We start from the raw sequence: 22,378 nt of genomic DNA, 5'->3' as shown, positions 1-22,378 counted from the left end.
GGATGCATCTGCGTGTAGTCGGCATCCTGTGCACCGCAGCCGCCCTCGGTCTAGCGGCCGCACCCGGCGCCCACGCAGCCGAGGACCCGGGCCTCGCCGTCAGCACCCCCGACGGGCCGCTGAGGCCGGGAGCGCCCGTCGAGGTCACCTCAGGAGTCGACCTGACGTCGCTGGCCGCCGACGAGAACGGCAGCTTCACGGTGACCTCCCCGGCGTTCCGCCACCCTGTGAAGGTCACCCTGCAGAAGAACAGCTACGGCCAGGGCGAAGGCAGGCTCCGCTGCGGAATCGAGCCGGGCAGCTACTCCGTCGACATCGCCGCCCACCGCAAGGGGCTCACCGCCAAGCAGAGGCATACGACCATCACCGTCGCCGGAGGCGGCTCGTACTGCCCCCATGCGTCCGGATCGTCCGCGGCCACGGTGGCTGCCACCGCCTCCGGCGGCGGCGTCGCCGTACTGGCACTCGCGGGGTTCGCCGTCGCCCGCCACCGACGCGGCAGGACACAGCCGTAGCCCGGCGACCGCTCGCCAGGACACAGCCGTAGCCCGGCGACCGCTCGCCAGGACACAGCCGTAGCCTGGCACCGACGCGGCAGGACACAGCCGTAGTCCGCCACCGACGCGGCAGGACACAGCCGTAGCCTGGCACCGACGCGGCAGGACACAGCCGTAGCCCGGCGACTGCTCGCCAGGACACAGCCGTAGCCTGGCGACCGCTCGCCAGGACGTCAGGGGATGCGGCGAGCCGCAGCCTGTCACGCAGTTGCTGCCGGGCCAGGTTCAAGGTCTCGGCGTGCTCCTCGGTCTTCACCTTGCAGGCCACGTCCACCGTGGCCGCCGCGGCCGCCTCGGGTCCGCCGAGCTTGGCGTCGGTGAATCCGAGTTCCTCGGCCGCCTTTATCGGTTCCTCGGCCTGCTGGCCGGACTTTGCCACGCACGCCGACCAGCGTGCGTTCAGCTGCTCGATGTGACAGTCGGTCGGCGGGGTGCGGGGTGCAGGCCGAGGTCGCTGTGCTTCGCTCAGTCCGGCGGTCGCGAGATCAGGCGAGCCGCCCGGCGTCGAGAAGCGCGTCGAAGACCATCCCGTCGACGGCCGAGACCCGGTCACGATCGGCGTAGCCGAACCACGCCTTCTCGGCGATCTCTCTCGACGGGGTCAGCTCGCCGCGGTGATCGGCGGTGTAACAGATCATCCGGAAAGCGCCGTGCTCCGGATGGCCCTCGCCGATCTCGAAAGTGCCGAAGTGCACCATGGAACTGGGATCGATCACCGCCTGCAGTTCTTCGTCGATCTCCCGCACCAGGGTTTCGCGATCGGACTCGCCCGGCTCACGATGACCGCCCGGGAGGTAGAAGAGATCTCTGCCGTGACTGCGCGTCACCAACACCTGGTCGTCCCGAACGAGGACCCACGCCACTTTCTCCGGCACACCGCCGCCATCCGCCATAGCCCGGGACCGTATCGGAGGGCATCGTCAGCGTCAGCACCCGGTGCACTTGGTTCCCGGGGCAGGAGTAGTAGGGCCGCAGTTGGTGGCAGATGCCTCGCCGCTCCGATGGGCGTCCCCTGAAACGGAGCCAGCCCTACTGGCGCCGCATCAACGTCGCACTCTCCCGCGCCCGCCACGGCCCGATCATCGTCGGCGACGCCGGCTCCTGCCGCAGTAAACCCGGCGCCCTGCGTGATGTCCTCGACTACATGAGCGGCCACCCGGGAAGACTGCGAGATCGGCGGTGATCCGGGCGACGGACAGTGTGCCCTCGACCGCCACAAGAAACCCGTCAGGGGCCTGATCCATTCACTGGATCAGGCCCCTGACCTGATACTTCACTGTCGGGGTGGCGGGATTTGAACCCACGACCTCTTCGTCCCGAACGAAGCGCGCTGCCAAGCTGCGCTACACCCCGATGTCGTCGCATGTCCTGCTTGTCGCGGCGACGTCGTTTACTTTAGCCCACTGGTGGCTGGAGACGAAATCCGGTTTTCGCGCGGCGGCGGACGGGGTTCGGGCGGATGTGGTCGAGGGCGACCATGAGGACGGCGAGGCCGTAGAAGGCGAGGCCGAGGAGGAGGGCGTTGCCGAGGACGCTCTTGTAGCCGTGCAGGCCGACGTCCAGGAACGGGTAGAGATAGCGGCCCGGCGTGCCGGGAATGATCAGTTCGCCCCGGCCGAGGGAGAACGCCAGGTAGGCCAGGGGGTAGAGCAGCCACGTCGGCGCCTGGCGGAGGTGGAGGCGGCCGCGGGCCGTCAGGAGCAGCCAGTCCAGCAGCGCGGCGGCGGGGACGGCCGTGTGCAGGATCTGGTTGCTGATCCACTGCAAGCCGCCCCGGGGTGCGGTGCCGCCCGTCATGGAGAACGGGGGCGAGGCCCCTTTGAGCAGCAGGTGGTACACCAGCCCCGTGATGGTGATGTACAGCAGCGTCGCACCCGTCAGGGCGGAGGGGAGCGGGCGGCGGGCCGTCCAGGCGCGGCGGGCTGCGAGCGTGAAGACCAGGGCCAGCAGGATGTTGCTCTGGATGGCGAAGTAGCTCAGGACGTGGACCGGGCTGCCGAGGAGCAGTTCGATCGTCACGGCCGCCGCTGCCGCCAGGGCGACCAGCAGGCGGTACACGGCGGCGAGAGGGCGGTGCACGGGCGCCAGCACCGCGGAGGCGGGGACGTAGGAGGGCGCGAACAGGGACCCACCGGGCAGCGCCGGGAGGTCCGGTATGTCCCTGGGTATGGGGGCGGTCATGCCCCCAAGCTAGGCAAAGGGGGCATACGCGGCGATGTGGGTGAGGCGACCGGGTTACGCCTTGGGCGCCAGCGTGAGCAGAGTGGCCTCCGGCGGGCATGCGAACCGTACCGGCGTGTAACGGTTGGTGCCGCAGCCCGCCGAGACGTGCAGATACGACGTACGGCCTTCCGCCGTGTGCCGGGACAGGCCCTTCACTCGCGCCGGGTCCAGGTCGCAGTTGGTGACCAGGGCGCCGTAGAAGGGGATGCAGAGCTGGCCGCCGTGGGTGTGGCCGGCCAGGATCAGGGGATAGTCGTCCGCCGTGAAGGCGTCCAGCACCCGCAGGTACGGGGCGTGCACGACGCCCATCGAGAAGTCCGCGCCGGCCGACGGGCCGCCGGAGACCTGCGGGTAGCGGTCGCGCTTGATGTGCGGGTCGTCCAGGCCCGTCAGCTCCAGGGTGACGCCCTCGATCTTCAGGGTGCCGCGGGTGTTCGTGAGATTCAGCCAGCCCGCCGCGTCGAAGCCGTCCCGCAGGTCCTCCCACGGGTTGTGGATCGCGCCGACCACCGGAGGGTTTCCGTTCAGGCCGTGCCGGCCCTGGACCTTCTCCAGCAGGTAGCGGGCGGGGTTGCGGGGCCTGGGGCCGTAGTAGTCGTTGGAGCCGAAGACGTACGCGCCCGGGAAGTCCATCAGGGGGCCGAGGGCGTCCAGGACCTCGGGTACGCCCTCCGGGTCGGAGAGATTGTCGCCCGTGTTGATCACGAGGTCGGGGCGCAGCCCGGCCAGCGACCGCAGCCAGCGCTGCTTCTTGCGCTGGCCGCCGACCATGTGGATGTCGGAGACCTGGAGGATTCTCAGGGGACGCATGCCGGCGGGCAGGACGGGAACGGTCACCCGTCGCAGCCGGAAGGAGCGGGCCTCGAATCCCGCCGCGTACACCACACCGGCGGCACCGGCCGCCGCGATCCCCAGAGGTACTCCGTATCGAGCGCGCATACATCCATCGTGTCAGACCCGCAGGACCTCCTGAGCCGCGCTGCCCCTTGCCGGCCCGGGTCTCACCGCCCTTTAAATGGACGGGCGTCGGACGTTCCGCACCTGCGACAATCAAATCCATGACCACCACGCTCAAGTCGAAGCTGCAGGAAGACCTCAACGCCGCGATCAAGGAGCGCAACGAGCTCCGCTCCTCGACGCTCCGGCTGACGCTCGCCGCGATCACCAAGGAGGAGGTCGCGGGCAAGGAGAAGCGCGAGCTCTCCGACGACGAGGTGCTGAAGGTGATCACCAAGGAGGCGAAGAAGCGCCGGGAGGCGGCCGATGCCTTCGCGCAGGGTGGTCGCGCCGAGAGCGCCGAGCGGGAGAAGGCGGAGGGTGAGGTGCTCGCCGAGTACCTGCCCAAGCAGCTCAGCGACGAGGAGCTGGACGAGATCGTCGCCCAGGCCGTGGGCGAGGCCAAGGCCGCCGGTGCCGAGGGTCCGCGTGCCATGGGTGCCGTCATGAAGATCGTGAACCCGAAGGTCGCGGGCCTGGCCGAGGGCGGCCGGGTCGCGGCGGCGGTGAAGAAGCTGCTGGCCGGCTGAGACTCCCTGGCGCGTGAGCAGAGCCGCACCGAGGGCCGCCGCCCACGGTGCGGGTCCCTGCCTGTTGCCCAACTCCGTTGCCGGTGTGGCGGGCGGCCGTGATCGGCGCGACGCTGACCTTCTCGGAAGGGTCGATCATCTGCAACGACCGGACCTATCTACAACGACCGGACCGTCGCCTACGACTCCAGCAGCTGGGACCGCTGCGGCTGAACCGGACGGCCCCCGTCCCGGTGAGTCGGTGGGACAGGGGCCGTCGGCCGTTTCCGGAGCGTGGCGTCAGCCGCGCCGCCCCCCGTTCCCGTTGCCGTTGCTCGTGCCCTGGAACAGGTTGTCCGGGAAGGAGAAGGTGGGCGTCGGGAAGGTGGTGCCCCCGTTCGTGCCCCCGTCCGTGCCGCCGGTGGTCAGGCCGCCGATGAGGCCGCCGGCTGCGTTGCCGCGGTTGTCACCGTTGTGGCCGTCGTCGTTGCCCTTGCCCTTGTTGCCGTCGGGGATGTCGACGAGGTTGAAGTTCTCGACGGGCTTGCCGTCCAGGGCGCCCGTCATGGCGTCCTTCCAGATCGGGCCCGGCGTGTCGGCGCCGTAGACGAGGTCGTGGTAGACGCCGCCGATGGTGATCTGCTTCATCTGGCGCTTGTGGGTCGGGTCGCCGACCCACACCGCGCCGGCCATGTTCGGCGTGAAGCCCACGAACCAGGCCGCGTAGCGGTTGTCCGTGGTACCCGTCTTACCGGCGCTCGGGCGGTCGCTGAGACCCGCCTGCTGACCCGTGCCGTCCTCGACCACGCCCTTGAGCAGCGTCGTCACGGTGTCGGCGGTCTTCTGCGACATCGCGCGCGTGCAGGTCGTCTTGGGCACCTGGAGCGACTTCGTCCTGTCGCCGATCCGCTGGCTGATGGATTCGATGGCGACCGGCGTGCAGTACATGCCGCGCGAGGCGAAGGTGGCGTACGCGTTCGCCATCGTCAGCGGCGACATCTCCTGGGTGCCGAGCGCGATCGAGGGGGCCTGCTGCAGCTTGCCGCCGTCCGCGCGCTCCACGCCCATCTTCTTGGCCATCTCGGTGACCGGGCAGATGCCGATGTCGCTGATCAGCTGCACGTAGTAGGTGTTGACCGACTTCGCGGTCGCCTGCTTCATGCTGTACGGGCCGTGCTCCGACTTGTTCTCGTTCGCCACCTTGCTCGGATTGTTCGGATCGTCACGCCACTGCCGGCCGTTGCAGATCGACACCGGGCTCGGATAGTCCATCTCGTAGGGCGAGGGGTACGACTGTGTCGCCGGCGTGCCGCCCTCTATGGCGGCCGCGGCCACGATCGGCTTGAACGTCGAACCGGGCTGGTAGCCGGCGCCGCCGCCCATGTCCTGGTTCACCGACAGGTCGATCTGCGTCTCGTGCTTGCCGAAGCCGTACGGACGGGACTGGCCCATGGCGAGGATCTTGCCGGTGCCGGGCTCCACGAGGGTGGCCGCGGTGGCCACGTCGTCGGTCTTGTAGACGTGGTCCTTGATGGACGACTGCACCGAGGTCTGGGCCTGCGGGTCGAGCGTCGTACGGATCGTCAGACCGCCCTGGTTCCAGACCTTCGCCCGGGCTTCCTTGGTCTTGCCGAACATCGGGTTGGTGAGGAACACCTCGCGCACGTAGTCGCAGAAGAAGCCGGCGCCCTTGACCGCGGTGATGCAGCCGTTCTTCGGCTGGCTCGGGTTGAGGCCCAGCGGCGTCTTCTTGGCCCTGTCGGCCTCCGCCTGCGAGATGTCACCCATGTCGGCCATGCGCTGTAGGACGACGTTGCGGCGCCTGGTGGCCTCCGTCGAGTCGTTGACCGGGTCGTACCGGCTGGGCGACTGGACGATGCCGGCCAGCAGGGCGGCCTCCTGCACGTTCAGGTCCTTGGCGTGCTTGGAGAAGTAGCGCTGGGACGCGGCCTCGACGCCGTAGGCCTGCTCGCCGAAGAACGTGATGTTCAGGTAGTTCTCGAGGATCTTCTTCTTGCCGAGCTCCTCCTCGAGCTGGATCGCGTACTTCAGCTCCCTTATCTTGCGGCCGAGTGTCTGCTGGGTGGCCTGCGCGACCTTCGTCGGGTCGTCGCCTGCCTCCTCGATGGCGACGTTCTTCACGAGCTGCTGGGTGAGCGTGGAGGCGCCCTGGGCCACCCCGCTGCTCTGCACGTTCTTGTTCAGCGCGCGCAGGATGCCCTTCAGGTCGACCGCGCCGTGCTGGTAGAAGCGCGAGTCCTCGATCGCGACGATCGCCTTCTGCATGTACGGGGACATGTCCTTGAGGGGGACCACCGTGCGGTCGCGCGAGTAGACCGTGGCGATCTGGCCGCCGTCGGCGTCGAGGATCGTGGTGCGCTGGCTCAGGGGCGGGGTCTTGAGGGTGGCGGGCAGCTCGTCGAAACTCTCCACCGAACCCTTGGCGGCAAGTCCCAGCGCGCCGAAGGCGGGCAGCGCGATACCGGCCATGACGGCCCCCGCGAGCACACTGACACCGAGGAACTTGGCGGCCTGCTGCGTTGGGGACAGGCCACCGCCCGAGCGCTTCTTTGGCATGAGGGCAGCCTACGTTCTCATTCGCCGGACACGCGTATATGCCTTGGCCTAAGCTGCTCTCAACTGTCACAGCAGTAGGGCCACGTATCAATACGTCCGGCGACCCCGAATCGTTCCGGAGGTTCCCCAACTTTTTTGATGGGGGCGTGTCCGAATCCGCCTTGTGTGTCACCTGGCGTCCGTTGTGACTCAACTGAACTGTCCCGTTTTGTCGGGAAGGTCACGTATGTCACCAGCTCACTCCCCCGGGTGATCTGCCGCTTACGCATAGTCCGTTCGGGCCATTCAAGATTGGGCCCGAAGGGGGTGTTGCGCTGTGCCCACCTTCCGTAACGTCCTCAACTGGCGGCGGTGAATATGCCGCTGCCGCCGTGGGGGAGCCTCGATTCGGGAGAGGACGGCGCCGGTATGGGCTGGGTAACCGACTGGAGTGCGCAGGCCGCCTGCCGCACTACCGATCCGGATGAACTGTTCGTTCAGGGAGCAGCGCAGAACAGGGCCAAGGCAGTGTGCACCGGATGTCCGGTACGCACGGAATGCCTGGCCGACGCGCTCGACAACCGTGTCGAGTTCGGCGTGTGGGGAGGCATGACGGAGCGGGAGCGCCGCGCACTGCTGCGCAGGCGACCCACCGTCACCTCCTGGCGTCGGCTCCTTGAGACGGCGCGTCTGGAGTACGAACGCGGCGTGGGGATCCTGCCGCTCGACGACGACGAGGTGTACGAGAACTACGCGGCGGTGAGCTGAGGGCACCCCTCGGCTCAGTCGACGGCAGCCTCGGGCAGCTCCGGCCGGTTGGCCGCGAGCCGGTCCCCGATGTCCCTGAGCCCTGCGAGGTCGTGCACATCGCCGGGCAGCGCGGCCACTTCGGCCACCGCCACCTCGGGGTGGAGCGCGGTGAAGCGGTCACGCGTGCGCTGCTCGCGGGAGAGCAGCTGCATACGTTCGGCGTGCAGCCGGAGCAGGCCTGCGGTGAGCCGCTCGACGCCCTGGGCGCCCTCGTCCTCCTGATCCGGACCGGGGGAGTGGTTCTCGGACGCGGGAGGCTCGGCGGCCCCGCCAGCAGGGGATTCGGAAGCGGGGGAGCCTGAACTGTCGTACGTGTCGGGAGAGTTACGAAGTCCAGCTTTCCCGCCGTCCTGATCGACAATGCGGGGCTCCACAAGATTTTCCGCGGCGGCGAGCGCACGCTCGGCCGACAGCCGGGCGGCGCCGCTGCCATGCACCCGGTTGAGTACCAGACCGGCCAGCGGCATGTCCTCGGCGGCCAGCCGCTCCACGAAGTACGCGGCCTCCCGCAGCGCATCCCGCTCCGGCGCCGCCACCACGAGGAACGCCGTCCCGGGCGCCTGCAGCAGCCGGTACGTCGCGTCCGCACGTGTGCGGAACCCGCCGAAGGTCGTGTCCATCGCGGCGACGAACGTCTGGACGTCCTTGAGGAGTTGCCCGCCGAGGAGCTTGCCGAGGGTGCCGGTCATCATCGACATGCCGACGTTCAGGAACTTCATGCCGGCCCGCCCGCCGAGCTTGGCCGGGGCGGTGAGCAGCCGGATCAGCCGGCCGTCGAGGAACGAGCCGAGCCGCTTGGGCGCGTCCAGGAAGTCGAGCGCCGAGCGGGACGGCGGGGTGTCGACGACGATCAGGTCCCACTCGTCCCGCGCGCGCAGCTGCCCGAGCTTCTCCATCGCCATGTACTCCTGCGTGCCCGCGAAGCCCGCGGAGAGCGACTGGTAGAACGGGTTGTTCAGGATGGCAGCGGCCCGCTCGCCGTCCGCGTGCGCCTCGACGATCTCGTCGAAGGTGCGCTTCATGTCGAGCATCATGGCGTGCAGCTCACCGTCGCCGTCGACGCCCTTCACCCGGCGCGGGGTGTTGTCCAGCGAGTCGATGCCCATGGACTGGGCGAGCCGGCGCGCCGGATCGATGGTCAGGACGACCACCTTGCGCCCGCGCTCGGCGGCCCTGAGGCCGAGAGCGGCCGCGGTCGTGGTCTTTCCCACCCCGCCCGAGCCGCAGCACACCACGATCCGTGTCTCGGGATCGTCGAGCAGCGGGTCGACGTCGAGCACACGCGCGGGGGTCAGATGGTGGCGGGCGGTGTCCTGTGTGTGGGCCGGCTCCGGACTCATGACATCCCCTGCTTCTGCTTCAGCTGCTGACGGCTCGTGCTCCGTGTGCCCCGGCTCATGACAGGCCCTGCTCCCGCAGCCCGCGGGCCAGCTCGTACAGCCCCGCCAGGTCCATGCCCTCGGCGAGCAGCGGCAGTTCGTGCAGCGGCAGGCCCTGCTCGGCCAGCACCGCCCGCTGTTCGTGCTCCAGCGCATACCGCTCGGCGTACTCGTCGGCCTGCTGCAGCAGTGGGTCCACCAGCTTCTCCGCGTTCCCACCGCGGCGCGCGCCGCCGAGTCCTGCCGCCGACAGCGACCTGGCAACAGAAGAACGCGGCACGCTGCGTACGAGTTCCAGATCCTCCGCGTCCAACACCTCGGGCCGCACCATGTTCACGATGATCCGGCCCACCGGCAGCTTCGCGGCGCGCAGTTCGGCGATCCCGTCCGCGGTCTCCTGGACGGGCATCTCCTCCAGCAGCGTCACCAGGTGCACGGCGGTCTCCGGCGACTTCAGCACCCGCATCACTGCCTGCGCCTGATTGTGTATCGGGCCGATCTTGGCGAGGCCCGCCACCTCGTCGTTCACGTTCAGGAAGCGGGTGATGCGGCCGGTGGGCGGCGCGTCCATGACGACGTAGTCGTACGCGAACCGCCCGGCCTTGTCCTTGCGCCGCACCGCCTCGCACGCCTTGCCGGTCAGGAGCACATCCCTGAGGCCCGGCGCGATGGTGGTGGCGAAGTCGATCGCGCCGAGCTTCTTCAGGGCTCTGCCGGCGCCCCCCAGCTTGTAGAACATCTGGAGGTAGTCCAAAAGGGCCAGTTCGGGGTCGATGGCGAGGGCGTACACCTCCCCGCCCCCTGGAGCGACGGCGATCTTCCGCTCCTCGTAGGGCAGCGCTTCCGTCTCGAAGAGCTGCGCGATGCCCTGGCGCCCCTCGACCTCGACGAGAAGCGTCCGCTTCCCCTCGGTCGCGAGGGCCAGCGCGAGAGCGGCGGCGACCGTGGTCTTTCCGGTCCCGCCCTTGCCGCTGACGACCTGGAGCCTGCTCACGTCTTCGAGCCTAACCAGTCTGTGTGCCGAGCACGCGACAGCCTGTGGACAACGCGGCAGCGGGCGGCGGGCGGGCAGCGGCTAAAGTCGGCCACATGACCAAGTGGGAATACGCGACTGTGCCACTGCTCGTCCACGCAACGAAGCAGATTCTGGACACCTGGGGCGAGGACGGCTGGGAGCTCGTCCAGGTCGTGCCCGGGCCGAACAACCCCGAGCAGCTGGTGGCCTACCTGAAGCGGGAGAAGGCATGAGCGCCGTAGAGGCGAAGCTGGCCGAGCTCGGCCTGACCCTGCCCGAGGTCGTACCGCCGCTGGCCGCCTACCAGCCGGCCGTGCAGTCCGGCTCCTACGTGTACACGTCCGGACAGCTCCCGATGGTGGAGGGCAAGCTGCCCGTCACCGGCAAGGTCGGCGCGGAGGTCACGCCGGAGGAGGCCAAGGAGCTCGCCCGCATCTGCGGGCTGAACGCCCTGGCGGCCGTGAAGTCCGTCACCGGTGACCTGGACCGCATCGCGCGCGTGGTGAAGGTCGTGGGCTTCGTCGCCTCGGCCTCGGACTTCACGGGTCAGCCCGGTGTGGTCAACGGCGCGAGCGAACTGCTCGGCGAGGTGCTCGGCGACAAGGGCGTGCACGCGCGCAGTGCGGTCGGTGTGGCGGTGCTGCCGCTGGACGCACCGGTGGAGGTCGAGATCCAGGTCGAGCTCGTCCCGTAGCGGCGCTCTGACCTCGGGGACCTCTCGAACATTCGCGCACCACGGGATAGCCTCCGCCCATGGCGAATGGGCAGTGGTTTCCGCAGGACTGGCCGGAACGCATCCGCGGGCTCGCGGACGGCACGCTCACCCCGGTCGTCCCGAAGCGCGCGGCCACCGTCATGCTCCTGAAGGACACCGACCGCGGTCCCGTGGTGCACATGCTGCGCAGACGCGCCTCCATGGCCTTCGCCGGAGGCGCGTACGCATATCCGGGCGGTGGCGTCGACCCCCGCGACGACGAGCAGCACGTCCGCTGGGCGGGCCCCACGCGCGCGTGGTGGGCCGAGCGGCTCGGCGTCGACGAACGGGCGGCCCAGGCGATCGTCTGCGCGGCCGTGCGCGAGACGTACGAGGAGGCGGGCGTCCTGCTCGCCGGGCCGTCCGCGGACTCCGTGGTCGGTGACACCACGGGTGAGGACTGGGAGGCCGACCGTGCGGCCGTGGCCGCCCGCGCGTACTCCTTCGCCGAGTTCCTCGACCGCCGCGGCCTGGTCCTGCGCTCGGATCTGCTCGGCGCCTGGACCCGCTGGATCACCCCGAAGTTCGAATCCCGGCGCTACGACACCTGGTTCTTCGTGGCCGCCCTCCCGCACGGCCAGCGCACCCGCAACGCCTCCACGGAGGCCGACCGCACGGTGTGGATCCGCCCCGGGGAGGCGGCAGCCTCGTACGACAAGGGCGAGCTGACGATGATGCCGCCCACCATCGCGACCCTGCGCCAGCTGGCCTCCTGTGCCACGGCCGCCGACGCGCTCGCCGCGGCCCCCGCCCGCGACCTCACGCCGGTGCTCGCCGAGGCCCGGCTGAAGGACGGCGAGATCGTGCTGTCCTGGCCGGGCCACGACGAGTTCACCAAGCACATCCCGACCGACCGTCCTACCGACCAACCTGCCGGTGGAGCCTCCGCATGAAGTACGCAGCAGCCCTTCAGGGCCGGGTACTGCCCAGCGCTGCGCCGGCCTCCGACCGACCAATCGACGGACCGACGACGCCGACGGAAGAGAACACCGCATGACCGACGCAGCAGCCCTTCCCGGCCAGCCGCGGGGCGGGGTGCTCACCGGCCCCGCCACCGCCCGGGCCGTCAACGTCCTGGCGCCCAATCCCTCGGCGATGACCCTCGACGGCACGAACACCTGGATCGTCTCCGAGCCCGACTCCGACCTGGCCGTCGTCGTCGACCCCGGTCCCCTGGACGAGGGTCACCTGCGCAACGTCGTGGACACCGCCGAGAAGGCCGGCAAGCGCATCGCGCTGACCCTGCTGACCCACGGCCACCCGGACCACGCGGAGGGCGCCGTCCGCTTCGCCGGGCTGACCGGCACGAAGGTGCGGGCCCTGGATCCGGCGCTGCGGCTGGGCGACGAGGGGCTCGGCGCCGGGGACGTCGTCACGGTCGGCGGTCTGGAGCTGAGGGTCGTGCCGACCCCCGGTCACACCTCGGACTCCCTCTGCTTCCATCTTCCGGCCGACCGGGCCGTCCTGACGGGCGACACCGTCCTGGGCCGCGGCACCACCGTCGTGGCGCACCCCGACGGCCGCCTGGGCGACTATCTGGACTCGCTGCGGCGGCTGCGGTCGCTGACGGTCGACGACGGCGTCCACACGGTCCTGCCGGGCCACGGCCCCGTCCTGGAGGACGCCCAGGGAGCCGTCGAGTTCTATCTCGCCCACCGCGCCCACCGCCTCGCGCAGGTCGAGACGGCGGTCGAGGACGGCTACCGCACACCGCCCGAGGTCGTCGCGCACGTGTACGCGGACGTGGACCGCTCCCTGTGGCCGGCGGCGGAACTGTCGGTGCGGGCGCAGCTGGACTATCTGGAGGAGCACGGCCTCATCTAGTGCACTTTTGCGCCATGGGGCCACCGAATCAGCCTGTCTGGCGATTGAGGACGAGGCCGTTCAGGCCGATCGGGGGTCCGGGGGCGGAGCCCCCAACACCGCCGGGACCAAGCGTCAGCGGGACCGCTTCGCCAGCCGCTCGACGTCGAGCAGGATCACGGCCCGTGCCTCCAGGCGCAGCCACCCACGCTGCGCGAAGTCGGCCAGCGCCTTGTTGACCGTCTCGCGCGAGGCACCGACCAGCTGGGCCAGCTCCTCCTGCGTCAGGTCGTGAACGACGTGGATGCCCTCCTCGGACTGCACGCCGAAGCGGCGCGAGAGGTCCAGCAGGGCGCGGGCGACACGGCCGGGGACGTCGGAGAAAACCAGGTCGGACATCGCGTCGTTGGTCTTGCGCAGCCGGCGGGCGACGGCGCGCAGCAGGGCGCCGGCCACCTCGGGGCGGGCGCTCAGCCAGGGCTGCAGATCGCCGTGGCCGAGACCGAGGAGCTTGACCTCGGTCAGGGCGGTGGCCGTGGCGGTGCGCGGACCCGGGTCGAAGAGCGACAGCTCGCCGATCAGCTCGCTGGGGCCGACGACGGCGAGCATGTTCTCGCGGCCGTCGGGGGAGGTGCGGTGGAGCTTCACCTTGCCCTCGGTGACGACGTAAAGCCGGTCACCGGGGTCGCCCTCGTGGAAGAGCGAGTCACCGCGCGCGAGGGTGACCTCACTCATGGAGGCGCGGAGCTCCGCGGCCTGCTCGTCGTCGAGCGCCGCGAAGAGCGGGTTCCGCCGCAGAACGTCGTCCACGAGTTCTCTCCTTGTCGACCTGCTCAGGGGATCTTGCTCCCCCTTGGTACCAGGGGACCGTGTTCCCCATTTTGCCGGACGGTCCAAACAGTGTGATCTGTCACAAGGATGCCGCACACCTGTCCCGAGGTAAGCGGCAGGGGTCCAATTGGGGGCCGATCTCCCGGGTCCGGGGCGGATGTCGGTGCCGGGCTTTAGGCTGGCCGGGTGTCCAAATCGCCGGTGAGAGCACAGGCCAAGGGGGCTGGGCGGGTGGTTGTACGTCGTGATTCCGCTGTGGGCGAACAGAACTCCGGTGGCGGAAAGAAACCGGCAAAGGTGACGAAAAGCGCTCCGGTGAAGAAGGCCGCCGCGAAGAAGGCCGTGGCGAAAAAAGCGGCCGTGAAAAAGACGGCGGCCGTCAAGAAAGTTGCCGTGGCGCCCAAGAAGGCGTCTGCCGCAGTCGAGGGCGCTCCTCCCGCGAAGGCCGCCGCCAGGCCGCCGAAGAACGAGTCGCGCACGGCCCTGGTCCGCCGTGCCCGCCGTATCGACCGCGAACTCGCCGAGGTGTATCCGTACGCCCACCCGGAGCTGGACTTCGAGAACCCCTTCCAGCTCCTGGTCGCCACCGTCCTGTCCGCCCAGACCACCGACCTCCGGGTCAACCAGACGACGCCCGCGCTGTTCGCCAAGTACCCGACGCCGGAGGACCTGGCCGCCGCGAACCCCGAGGAGGTCGAGGAGATCCTTCGCCCGACCGGCTTCTTCCGGGCCAAGACCAAGTCGGTCATGGGGCTGTCGAAGGCGCTGGCGGAGCAGTTCGGCGGTGAGGTTCCCGGCCGTCTGGAAGACCTGGTCAAGCTGCCCGGGGTCGGCCGCAAGACCGCCTTCGTCGTACTCGGGAACGCCTTCGGGCGGCCCGGCATCACCGTGGACACGCACTTCCAGCGGCTGGTGCGGCGCTGGCAGTGGACGGACGAGACCGACCCCGACAAGATCGAGGCCGCCGTCGGCGGGCTCTTCCCCAAGAGCGACTGGACGATGCTCTCGCACCACGTGATCTTCCACGGCCGGCGCATCTGCCACGCCCGCAAGCCCGCCTGCGGCGCCTGCCCCATCGCTCCGCTCTGCCCGGCGTACGGCGAGGGGGAGACGGACCCGGAGAAGGCGAAGAAGCTGCTCAAGTACGAGAAGGGCGGCTTCCCCGGCCAGCGCCTCAAGCCCCCGCAGTCGTACCTGGACGCGGGCGGCAAGCCGGCGCCGCCGCTGGGGGCCGGATGACGGGCGGCACGGCAAAGCCCCGGGTCCAGGAACGATCTCGGGCCTTCGGGGCGTTGGACTCGGCAGGACGGGGGTGGCGATGACGCGCGCGAGTGCTGCATTTTCCCGGGGGGCGGCCCCCGGGCCCCCAGCAGAAAAGCAGGCCGGCCAGCGTGACCGGCGGGGACATTGCGAGGCAAATCTGAGTAACGCGCAGGGTGCTCCGGTGGTGCTCAGCAAGGAGGGGCTGCCCGAGTGGCTGGACCCGGTGGTGCGGGCCGTGGAGACGCTGCAGCCGCAGCAGCTGAGCCGCTTCCTGCCGCCGGAGAACGGGGCGGGGCGGCAGTCCGCCGTACTGATCCTGTTCGGCGAGGGCGAGCGCGGCCCTGAGCTGCTGCTGATGGAGCGGGCGAGTTCGCTCCGGTCGCACGCCGGGCAGCCGTCCTTCCCCGGCGGCGCACTCGACCCCGAGGACGGCGACCCGAAGGCCGACGGGCCGCTGCGGGCCGCTCTCCGCGAGGCCGAGGAGGAGACCGGGCTCGACCCCTCCGGTGTGCAGCTCTTCGGTGTGCTGCCCAGGCTGTACATCCCGGTCAGCGGCTTCGTGGTGACCCCCGTGATGGGCTGGTGGCGCGAGCCGAGCCCGGTCGGGGTCGTCGATCCGAACGAGACGGCCCGGGTGTTCACCGTCCCCGTGGCGGATCTCACGGACCCGGCCAACCGGGCCACCACCGTCCACCCCAGCGGCCACCGAGGTCCGGCATTTCTGGTCGAATCGGCCCTGGTCTGGGGCTTCACGGCCGGAATCATCGACCGTCTGTTCCACTACGCGGGCTGGGAGCGGCCCTGGGACCGGGACAAGCAGGTCCCGCTCGACTGGCGGTCATGACAGGGTGTCTGCCGTGCTGTGTCTTCCCGGGGGACACTGTGATCGGTCGCCGCTGCGCGGCGGGCCGGCCCCCGGCCGACCTGAGGTGACCGCAGAGTGATGAGGCGAGGCTCGAACCGGTGAACGTGCTGGACATCCTGTTGCTGGTCGCCGCCGTGTGGTTCGCGATCGTGGGTTACCGCCAGGGGTTCGTCGTCGGAATCCTGTCGGTGATCGGCTTTCTGGGCGGCGGGCTCGTCGCCGTCTACGTCCTGCCCGTCATCTGGGACGCACTGACCGACAACGCCGAGGTGAGCACGACGGCCGCCGTCGTCGCGGTGGTCGTCGTCATCGTCTGCGCCTCCGTCGGCCAGGCCCTGACCACCCATCTCGGCAACAAGCTGCGCCGCCACATCACCTGGTCCCCGGCCCGCGCCCTGGATGCGACCGGCGGCGCCCTGGTCAACGTCGTGGCGATGCTCCTGGTGGCCTGGCTGATCGGCTCGGCCCTGGCCGGCACGACGCTGCCGACCCTCGGCAAGGAGGTCCGCGGCTCCAAGGTGCTCCTCGGTGTCGCCCGTGCCCTGCCCGACCAGGCCGACACCTGGTTCGCGGACTTCTCCTCGGTCCTCGCGCAGAACGGCTTCCCGCAGGTCTTCAGCCCGTTCTCGAACGAGCCGATCAACGATGTCCGTCCCCCCGACCCGGCCCTCGCGAACAGCCCCGTCGTCACGCGCGCGAAGCGCTCCGTCGTCAAGGTCATGGGCACCGCGCAGAGCTGCGGCAAGGTCCTGGAGGGCAGCGGCTTCGTCTTCGCCGACCGCCGCGTCATGACCAACGCGCACGTGGTCGGGGGCGTCGACGAGCCCACCGTCCAGATAGGCGGCGAGGGCAGGAAGTACGACGCGACGGTCGTCCTCTACGACTGGCACCGCGACATCGCCGTACTGGACGTACCCGATCTCAGGGCGCCCGCCCTGAAGTTCACGACCACGGACGCCCGCAGCGGCGACGGCGCGATCATCGCGGGCTTCCCGGAGAACGGGTCGTACGACGTCCGGGCCGCACGCGTGCGTGGGCGCCTCCCGGCCAACGGCCCGGACATCTACCACCGCGGCACCGTCCGCCGGGACGTCTACTCGCTGTACACGACCGTCCGCCAGGGAAACTCCGGCGGCCCGCTGCTCACGCCCAAGGGCAATGTGTACGGCGTGGTGTTCGCGAAGTCCCTCGACGACGCCGAGACGGGGTACGCCCTCACCGCGGACGAGATCCAGGAGGACATCACCAAGGGGCGTACCGCGAACCAGCAGGTGGACAGCGACAGCTGCGCGCTGTGAGCCGCCGGTGTGGGGAGGTGGGGCGGGTCAGCCCCGGGGATGGCGCAGGCGTACCGAGACCCAGCGGGCCCGGCGGCGCAGAATGCGCGGAATGCCCACCCTGAGGTCCGTGCCCGCCATCTGCGGTGCACCGCCTCGCTGGTGGGGGCTCAGGCCACTGGCCGAGCGGCGATTGCGTGCTGCGTCACTGTAGTCGTGCGTCCAGCCCATACCCCGACGTCTGCCCCCGCCCCAAGGTCGATAACCGCCCCCTGCGCCCCCAATTGGCCTATGCGCCGGGCAATTGGCTGTTCGTAGGACACATGTTCAGGTCCGGATACCGGGCGCATCGGCTCGGTCACCGATCGGGCTCGGGGTCTTTCAGCCAATTGACCAGTTCTGTTGAGAAAGCGACCGGATCCTCCTCGTGCGGGAAGTGCCCGAGGCCGTCGAACAGCCGCCAGCGGTACGGCGCTTCGACGTACTCGCCGGATCCGGCCGCGCTGCGGGTGCGCATCACCGGGTCGAGTGAGCCGTGCAGATGGAGGGTCGGCACCCGCAGGGGGCGCTTCATACGGCGGTTGAACTGGATGCCGTCCGGGCGGGCCATGGAGCGGACCATCCAGCGGTACGGTTCGACCGAGCAGTGCGCCGTCGACGGGATGCACATCGCGCGGCGGTACGTGTCCACCGCTTCCTCGTCCGGCAGGTTCGGCCCGGACCACTCCCGGACCAGCTCGGCGACGAGCGCGCCGTCGTCCGCGGTGAGCTGCCGCTCGGGGATCCAGGGGCGCTGGAACCCCCAGATGTAGGAGCCGGCGCGGGTCTGCTTGACGTCCGAGAGCATCGCGGAGCGCCAGCGCCTCGGGTGCGGCATCGAAGCGACCGCGAGCCGGCGGACCAGCTTCGGGCGCATCACGGCCGCCGTCCACGCCAGATATCCGCCCAGGTCGTGGCCGACCAGCGCGGCGTCCGGTTCGCCCAGGGAGCGGATCACGCCGGTGATGTCGAGGGCGAGGTTCGCGGGGTCGTAGCCGCGCGGGGTGCGGTCGCTGCCGCCGACACCGCGCAGATCCATGGCGACGGCCCTGAAGCCCGCGTCGGCCAGCGCGGTCAGCTGGTGCCGCCAGGTCCACCAGAACTGCGGGAAGCCGTGCAGCAGCAACACCAGCGGCCCGTCGCCGGTTTCGGCGATGTGGAAGCGGGCGCCGTTGGCGGCCACGTCCCGATGGGTCACCTTTGTCCCGTCGGGCAGGACGTCCGGCCGTACGACCGAGGTGGGTTGCGCCGAAGGTGATTGCCCCGCAGCGGGGGAGGAGCCCGTCATGAGGACGAGCGTGCCACAGCCTCGATGGCCGCGGGGGCCCGGTCCTCGAGCGCCGGGGTCTCGGGCTGCTCCGGCCGCGGGTGCGGCTTGGCCTTCTGCAGGACCCCCGCCGTCTCCTTCATCGACGCCGCGACCTTCTGCGGGCCCTTGCCCTTCTTCGCCTTCTTCGCGAAGACCACGCCGAGCAGCGCGAGGAAGACGGCGACCAGCACGTTCGCCGCGAAGGACAGCAGGAAGCAGACGGCGAGGTTCCAGCCGCTCCAGGTCCGGATGCCGTACGCCAGCGCGAAGTTGAGCATCGGCAGGGAGAACACGAGTACCAGGGCCGCCACCGTGAACGCGCCGCCGCTCGTCGCGCCGCGCTTGACGTCCTGCTTGAGCTGCGCCTTGGCCAGGGCGATCTCGTCATGCACCAGCGCCGACATCTCGGTCGTCGCCGAGGCGAACAGCTGGCCGATGCTGCGTTCGGCGCCGACCGGGCTGCCGTCGGGTGCGCTCATCGCGTTCTCCCTCACTCTCTTTTTGTACCGTCTCGTCAGATCATGCCGGACGGTCGTCATCGTCGCCTGCCCTGCCCGGCACTTCGGCAAGCGCGCGTCGTTCGGCGGCCTTCCGTTCGGCGGTGCGGCGGTGCTCGGCGGCCTTGTTCTCGTAGATCGCAGCCATCCGCAGGTGGTACGCCGGGTCGTCCTCCTCGTAGATGTCCGGGATGCCGTCGAGGTCCTCGTCGCGCTCCTCGGCCTCGCAGAGCTTGCGGTACTTGGCGTTCCGTATCTTCAGCAGCACTGTCGCCAGGCCTGCCGCGATGAGGGAGCCCGTCAGTACGGCGGCCTTGACCTCGTCCGTCAGTACGGCGTTCCCGTCGAAGGCGAGTTCGCCGATCAGCAGCGACACGGTGAAGCCGATACCGGCCAGCGTCGCCACCGCGAACACGTCGGCCCAGGCGAGGTCCTCGCTGAGCGAGGCCCGGGTGAAACGGGCCGTCAGCCAGGTACCGCCGAAGATCCCGAGCGCCTTGCCGACGACCAGCCCGAGGACGACACCCAGCGTCTCCGGCTTGGTGAACACGTCGCCGAGCGCGCCGCCCGAGATGGCGACACCGGCGCTGAACAGGGCGAAGAGGGGGACGGCGAGGCCCGCCGACAGGGGCCGTACGAGATGCTCGATGTGCTCGCCCGGCGAGCGGGCCTCGCCCTCGTGGCGGTGGCAGCGCAGCATCAGGCCCATCGCCACGCCCGCGATCGTCGCATGGACGCCGCTGTTGTACATCAGCGCCCAGATGACGAGCGCCAGCGGGACGTACACGTACCACCCGCGCACGCCCTTCCTCAGCAGCAGCCAGAAGACGACGAGGCCCACGACGGCGCCGCCCAGCGCGGCGAAGTCGATGGTGCTCGTGAAGAAGACCGCGATGATCAGGATGGCGAAGAGGTCGTCCACGACCGCGAGGGTGAGCAGGAAGGCCCGCAGGGCGCTCGGCAGCGACGTACCGATGACGGCGAGCACGGCCAGCGCGAACGCGATGTCGGTGGCGGTGGGGACGGCCCAGCCCTGGAGCGAGCCGCCGCTGCTCAGATTGGTGAGCGTGTAGACGAGCGCCGGTACGGCCATCCCGCACAGGGCCGCGACGACCGGCAGCGCGGCCGCCCTGGGGTCGCGGAGATCACCGGCGACCAGTTCACGCTTGAGCTCGATGCCGGCGACGAAGAAGAACACCGCGAGGAGCCCGTCGGCGGCCCAGTGCTCGACCGACAGATGCAATCCGAGGGTTCCGGGGCCGAAGTGGAAGTGGCTGACGCTCTCGTAGCTGTGGTGCAGCGCGGGTATGTTCGCCCAGATCAGAGCAGTGATCGCGGCTATGAGCAGCAGTACACCGCCGACGGTCTCGGTGCGCAGCGCGTTCGCGACGAAGGTGCGCTCGGGCAGGGACAGACGTCCGAGGACCTTGCGGGGGGCGGTGGTGCGGGGCGCGGTCACGGGAAGACCTCCGGTCGGTGGGCAGGGGAGTGCTGCTTGCCGACCAGACTTCCCGGCACACCTTGAGGGTCACGCAGTTTTGCTTAGTTTACCTAAAAGGGGCGCCCGGCGCGTTCTCGCGCCGGGCGCCCCTGGGAGCTGGGGAAACGTCAGTCCTCGCTGGGCGCTGCCGGGAGCTTCGCCTGGATGAGGTCCATGACCGTCGAGTCCGTCAGCGTCGTCACATCGCCGAGCTGGCGGTTCTCCGCGACGTCCCGCAGCAGGCGCCGCATGATCTTGCCGGAGCGGGTCTTCGGCAGCTCCGCCACCGGCAGGATCCGCTTCGGCTTGGCGATCGGGCCGAGGGTGGCGCCGACGTGGTTGCGCAGATCGGCGACGAGGCTCTCGTCCTCGGCGTTCGCCGTGCCGCGCAGGATCACGAAGGCGACGATCGCCTGGCCCGTCGTCTCGTCCGCGGCGCCGACGACGGCCGCCTCTGCGACCGACGGGTGCGAGACGAGCGCGGACTCGACCTCGGTGGTGGAGATGTTGTGCCCGGAGACGAGCATGACGTCGTCCACGCGGCCCAGCAGCCAGATGTCGCCGTCGTCGTCCTTCTTCGCGCCGTCGCCGGCGAAGTACTTGCCCTCGAAGCGGGACCAGTACGTGTCGAGGAAGCGCTGGTCGTCACCCCAGATCGTGCGCAGCATGGACGGCCACGGCTCGGTCAGCACGAGGTAACCGCCGCCGCCGTCCGGGACCTCGTTCGCCTCGTCGTCCACGACGGTCGCGGAGATACCGGGCAGCGGTGTCTGGGCGGACCCCGGCTTGGTGGCGGTGACACCCGGCAGCGGCGAGATCATCATCGCGCCGGTCTCGGTCTGCCACCAGGTGTCCACGATCGGCGTCCGGTCGGCGCCGATGTTCTTGCGGTACCAGATCCAGGCCTCGGGGTTGATCGGCTCACCCACCGAGCCCAGCACGCGCAGGCTGGACAGGTCGAACTTCGCGGGGATGTCGTCGCCCCACTTCATGAACGTACGGATCGCCGTGGGCGCCGTGTACAGGATCGTCACCCCGTACTTCTGGATGATCTCCCAGAAGCGGCCCTGGTGCGGGGTGTCCGGCGTGCCCTCGTACATGACCTGCGTGGCGCCATTGGCCAGCGGACCGTAGACGATGTACGAGTGCCCGGTCACCCAGCCGACGTCGGCCGTGCACCAGTAGACGTCGGTCTCCGGCTTGAGGTCGAAGACGGCGTGGTGGGTGTACGCGGTCTGGGTGAGGTAGCCGCCGGAGGTGTGCAGGATGCCCTTCGGCTTGCCCGTCGTACCGGACGTGTACAGGATGAACAGCGGGTGCTCGGCGCCGAACGGCTCCGGCGTGTGCTCGGCCGACTGCCGCTCGACGATCTCGTGCCACCACACGTCGCGGCCCTCGGTCCAGGCGACCTCCTGGCCGGTACGGCGCACCACGAGCACATGGTCGACGTTGTCCACCTTGCCGATCGCCTCGTCGACGGCCGGCTTGAGCGCGGACGGCTTCCCGCGCCGGTAGCCGCCGTCGGAGGTGATGACGACCTTGGCGTCGGCGTCCTGGATACGGGTGGCGAGGGCGTCGGCCGAGAAGCCGCCGAAGACGACGGAGTGCGCGGCACCGATCCGCGCGCACGCCAGCATCGCGATCGCCGTCTCCGGGATCATCGGCATGTAGACGGCGACCCGGTCACCCGCCTGAACGCCCAACTCCAGCAGCGCGTTGGCGGCCTTGCTCACCTCGTCCTTGAGCTCGGCATAGGTGAGGGCACGGCTGTCACCGGGCTCGCCCTCGAAGTGGATGGCGACGCGGTCGCCGTTCCCCGCCTCGACATGCCGGTCCACGCAGTTGTACGCGACGTTGAGCTCGCCGTCCTTGAACCACTTGGCGAACGGCGGGTTCGACCAGTCCAGCGTCTCGGTCGGTTCCTTGGCCCAGGTCAGCCGCCGGGCCTGCTCGGCCCAGAAGCCGAGCCTGTCAGCCTTGGCCTGTTCGTACGCCTCTGCCGTGACGTTGGCGGCCGCGGCCAGGTCAGCCGGCGGCGCGAAGCGTCGCTCCTCCTTCAAGAGGTTGGCCAGGCTTTCGTTGCTCACGACATCTCCCTTTCCCAGGGTGTCCGTTGTGTCCCAGGCCACAGCTCATCAGACCCGGGGTGCCGATGACAAGGGCCGACGTGGAATTGGTTTAGACCTGTGGCCGGGTCTGCTGAGGCGACCGGAGT

Annotated in this window: 22 protein-coding genes and 1 tRNA gene; 10 read left to right on the top strand and 13 right to left on the bottom strand. The window is 69.9% G+C overall.

Features of this window, described 5'->3' with window-relative positions:
* Positions 1-2: 2 nt before the first annotated feature.
* Positions 3-515: a hypothetical protein gene (locus tag ABD355_RS39450; RefSeq protein ID WP_344405960.1), complete on the top strand. Its 513-nt coding sequence runs from the start codon at positions 3-5 to the stop codon at positions 513-515.
* A gap of 527 nt (positions 516-1,042) precedes the next feature.
* On the opposite strand, the gene ABD355_RS39445 is transcribed toward ABD355_RS39450, so the two are convergent.
* The 4 genes from ABD355_RS39445 to ABD355_RS39430 form a co-directional block, all read right to left on the bottom strand.
* Positions 1,043-1,450, bottom strand: coding sequence for an NUDIX hydrolase (locus ABD355_RS39445; RefSeq protein WP_344405959.1), 408 nt, complete (start codon positions 1,448-1,450; stop codon positions 1,043-1,045).
* A gap of 386 nt (positions 1,451-1,836) precedes the next feature.
* Positions 1,837-1,910, bottom strand: a tRNA-Pro gene (locus ABD355_RS39440).
* A 42-nt stretch (positions 1,911-1,952) separates the two neighbouring features.
* Positions 1,953-2,738: a Pr6Pr family membrane protein gene (locus ABD355_RS39435; RefSeq protein WP_344405958.1), complete on the bottom strand. Its 786-nt coding sequence runs from the start codon at positions 2,736-2,738 to the stop codon at positions 1,953-1,955.
* A 54-nt stretch (positions 2,739-2,792) separates the two neighbouring features.
* On the bottom strand, positions 2,793-3,719 hold the full coding sequence (locus tag ABD355_RS39430) for a metallophosphoesterase (RefSeq protein WP_344405957.1): 927 nt from the start codon (positions 3,717-3,719) through the stop codon (positions 2,793-2,795).
* 119 nt (positions 3,720-3,838) lie between these two features.
* Between ABD355_RS39430 and ABD355_RS39425 the strand changes: the two genes are divergently transcribed.
* On the top strand, positions 3,839-4,306 hold the full coding sequence (locus ABD355_RS39425) for a GatB/YqeY domain-containing protein (RefSeq protein WP_344405956.1): 468 nt from the start codon (positions 3,839-3,841) through the stop codon (positions 4,304-4,306).
* 279 nt (positions 4,307-4,585) lie between these two features.
* On the opposite strand, the gene ABD355_RS39420 is transcribed toward ABD355_RS39425, so the two are convergent.
* A complete protein-coding gene (locus ABD355_RS39420) occupies positions 4,586-6,862 on the bottom strand; it encodes a transglycosylase domain-containing protein (RefSeq protein ID WP_344405955.1) in 2,277 nt (758 codons plus the stop codon).
* A 408-nt stretch (positions 6,863-7,270) separates the two neighbouring features.
* Here ABD355_RS39420 and wblA point away from each other — a divergent pair, with 408 nt between their 5' ends.
* Positions 7,271-7,609 (top strand): transcriptional regulator WblA, encoded by a 339-nt coding sequence (gene wblA / locus ABD355_RS39415; protein ID WP_185124443.1) that lies wholly within the window; start codon positions 7,271-7,273, stop codon positions 7,607-7,609.
* 14 nt (positions 7,610-7,623) lie between these two features.
* On the opposite strand, the gene bagB is transcribed toward wblA, so the two are convergent.
* Together bagB and bagA are read right to left on the bottom strand one after the other, a co-directional pair.
* Positions 7,624-8,991, bottom strand: coding sequence for an ATPase BagB (bagB, locus tag ABD355_RS39410; protein WP_344405953.1), 1,368 nt, complete (start codon positions 8,989-8,991; stop codon positions 7,624-7,626).
* A gap of 55 nt (positions 8,992-9,046) precedes the next feature.
* Complete coding sequence (gene bagA, locus ABD355_RS39405; RefSeq protein WP_344405952.1) at positions 9,047-10,024, bottom strand: ATPase BagA; 978 nt, start codon at positions 10,022-10,024, stop codon at positions 9,047-9,049.
* A 95-nt stretch (positions 10,025-10,119) separates the two neighbouring features.
* Here bagA and sp36 point away from each other — a divergent pair, with 95 nt between their 5' ends.
* The 4 genes from sp36 (at position 10,120) to ABD355_RS39385 (ending at position 12,623) form a co-directional block, all read left to right on the top strand.
* Positions 10,120-10,278 (top strand): Sp36 family protein, encoded by a 159-nt coding sequence (sp36, locus tag ABD355_RS39400; RefSeq protein ID WP_003967454.1) that lies wholly within the window; start codon positions 10,120-10,122, stop codon positions 10,276-10,278.
* On the top strand, positions 10,275-10,739 hold the full coding sequence (locus ABD355_RS39395; protein WP_115906770.1) for an Atu1372/SO_1960 family protein: 465 nt from the start codon (positions 10,275-10,277) through the stop codon (positions 10,737-10,739). Before sp36 ends, ABD355_RS39395 begins: the two co-directional genes overlap by 4 nt.
* A 59-nt stretch (positions 10,740-10,798) precedes the next feature.
* The gene (locus tag ABD355_RS39390; protein ID WP_344405950.1) at positions 10,799-11,692 is read left to right on the top strand and encodes an NUDIX hydrolase; all 894 of its coding nucleotides are present in this window, start codon (positions 10,799-10,801) and stop codon (positions 11,690-11,692) included.
* A gap of 100 nt (positions 11,693-11,792) precedes the next feature.
* On the top strand, positions 11,793-12,623 hold the full coding sequence (locus ABD355_RS39385) for an MBL fold metallo-hydrolase (RefSeq protein ID WP_344405948.1): 831 nt from the start codon (positions 11,793-11,795) through the stop codon (positions 12,621-12,623).
* 114 nt (positions 12,624-12,737) lie between these two features.
* Here the strand turns inward: ABD355_RS39385 and ABD355_RS39380 are convergent, their stop codons facing one another.
* Positions 12,738-13,412 (bottom strand): Crp/Fnr family transcriptional regulator, encoded by a 675-nt coding sequence (locus tag ABD355_RS39380; protein ID WP_115906767.1) that lies wholly within the window; start codon positions 13,410-13,412, stop codon positions 12,738-12,740.
* Between the two features lie 318 nt (positions 13,413-13,730).
* Between ABD355_RS39380 and nth the strand changes: the two genes are divergently transcribed.
* From nth to ABD355_RS39365, 3 genes are all read left to right on the top strand, one after another.
* Positions 13,731-14,672: an endonuclease III gene (gene nth, locus ABD355_RS39375; RefSeq protein ID WP_344405947.1), complete on the top strand. Its 942-nt coding sequence runs from the start codon at positions 13,731-13,733 to the stop codon at positions 14,670-14,672.
* 205 nt (positions 14,673-14,877) lie between these two features.
* Positions 14,878-15,540, top strand: a complete 663-nt coding sequence (locus ABD355_RS39370; RefSeq protein WP_344405946.1) for an NUDIX hydrolase — start codon at positions 14,878-14,880, stop codon at positions 15,538-15,540.
* Between the two features lie 119 nt (positions 15,541-15,659).
* Positions 15,660-16,859: a MarP family serine protease gene (locus ABD355_RS39365; protein WP_344405944.1), complete on the top strand. Its 1,200-nt coding sequence runs from the start codon at positions 15,660-15,662 to the stop codon at positions 16,857-16,859.
* Between the two features lie 27 nt (positions 16,860-16,886).
* Here ABD355_RS39365 and ABD355_RS39360 read toward each other — a convergent pair whose 3' ends face one another.
* The 5 genes from ABD355_RS39360 to acs all read right to left on the bottom strand — a co-directional run bounded on the left by ABD355_RS39360 (position 16,887) and on the right by acs (position 22,292).
* The gene (locus ABD355_RS39360; protein ID WP_232649421.1) at positions 16,887-17,069 is read right to left on the bottom strand and encodes a hypothetical protein; all 183 of its coding nucleotides are present in this window, start codon (positions 17,067-17,069) and stop codon (positions 16,887-16,889) included.
* A gap of 127 nt (positions 17,070-17,196) precedes the next feature.
* On the bottom strand, positions 17,197-18,165 hold the full coding sequence (locus tag ABD355_RS39355) for an alpha/beta fold hydrolase (RefSeq protein ID WP_344405941.1): 969 nt from the start codon (positions 18,163-18,165) through the stop codon (positions 17,197-17,199).
* A complete protein-coding gene (locus ABD355_RS39350) occupies positions 18,162-18,665 on the bottom strand; it encodes a phage holin family protein (RefSeq protein WP_344405939.1) in 504 nt (167 codons plus the stop codon). The genes ABD355_RS39355 and ABD355_RS39350 overlap by 4 nt, the downstream gene beginning before the upstream one ends.
* Before the next feature lie 40 nt (positions 18,666-18,705).
* Complete coding sequence (gene nhaA, locus ABD355_RS39345) at positions 18,706-20,142, bottom strand: Na+/H+ antiporter NhaA (RefSeq protein ID WP_344405938.1); 1,437 nt, start codon at positions 20,140-20,142, stop codon at positions 18,706-18,708.
* A 149-nt stretch (positions 20,143-20,291) separates the two neighbouring features.
* Complete coding sequence (gene acs, locus ABD355_RS39340; protein ID WP_344405936.1) at positions 20,292-22,292, bottom strand: acetate--CoA ligase; 2,001 nt, start codon at positions 22,290-22,292, stop codon at positions 20,292-20,294.
* Between the last annotated feature and the right edge of the window lie 86 nt (positions 22,293-22,378).

Source organism: Streptomyces longisporus (genome assembly GCF_039532765.1).
GTDB lineage: Bacteria > Actinomycetota > Actinomycetes > Streptomycetales > Streptomycetaceae > Streptomyces > Streptomyces longisporus.
The sequence above is the reverse complement of the archived record's forward strand: the minus strand, read 5'-3'. Positions and strand labels throughout refer to the sequence as shown.

Coding starts and splice junctions, on each gene's coding strand:
- ABD355_RS39450 (WP_344405960.1), top strand. CDS start 3: ATGCATCTGCGTGTAGTCGGCATCCTGTGCACCGCAGCCGCCCTCGGT.
- ABD355_RS39445 (WP_344405959.1), bottom strand. CDS start 1,450: ATGGCGGATGGCGGCGGTGTGCCGGAGAAAGTGGCGTGGGTCCTCGTT.
- ABD355_RS39435 (WP_344405958.1), bottom strand. CDS start 2,738: ATGACCGCCCCCATACCCAGGGACATACCGGACCTCCCGGCGCTGCCC.
- ABD355_RS39430 (WP_344405957.1), bottom strand. CDS start 3,719: ATGCGCGCTCGATACGGAGTACCTCTGGGGATCGCGGCGGCCGGTGCC.
- ABD355_RS39425 (WP_344405956.1), top strand. CDS start 3,839: ATGACCACCACGCTCAAGTCGAAGCTGCAGGAAGACCTCAACGCCGCG.
- ABD355_RS39420 (WP_344405955.1), bottom strand. CDS start 6,862: ATGCCAAAGAAGCGCTCGGGCGGTGGCCTGTCCCCAACGCAGCAGGCC.
- wblA (WP_185124443.1), top strand. CDS start 7,271: ATGGGCTGGGTAACCGACTGGAGTGCGCAGGCCGCCTGCCGCACTACC.
- bagB (WP_344405953.1), bottom strand. CDS start 8,991: ATGAGTCCGGAGCCGGCCCACACACAGGACACCGCCCGCCACCATCTG.
- sp36 (WP_003967454.1), top strand. CDS start 10,120: ATGACCAAGTGGGAATACGCGACTGTGCCACTGCTCGTCCACGCAACG.
- ABD355_RS39395 (WP_115906770.1), top strand. CDS start 10,275: ATGAGCGCCGTAGAGGCGAAGCTGGCCGAGCTCGGCCTGACCCTGCCC.
- ABD355_RS39390 (WP_344405950.1), top strand. CDS start 10,799: ATGGCGAATGGGCAGTGGTTTCCGCAGGACTGGCCGGAACGCATCCGC.
- ABD355_RS39385 (WP_344405948.1), top strand. CDS start 11,793: ATGACCGACGCAGCAGCCCTTCCCGGCCAGCCGCGGGGCGGGGTGCTC.
- ABD355_RS39360 (WP_232649421.1), bottom strand. CDS start 17,069: ATGGGCTGGACGCACGACTACAGTGACGCAGCACGCAATCGCCGCTCG.
- ABD355_RS39355 (WP_344405941.1), bottom strand. CDS start 18,165: ATGACGGGCTCCTCCCCCGCTGCGGGGCAATCACCTTCGGCGCAACCC.
- ABD355_RS39350 (WP_344405939.1), bottom strand. CDS start 18,665: ATGAGCGCACCCGACGGCAGCCCGGTCGGCGCCGAACGCAGCATCGGC.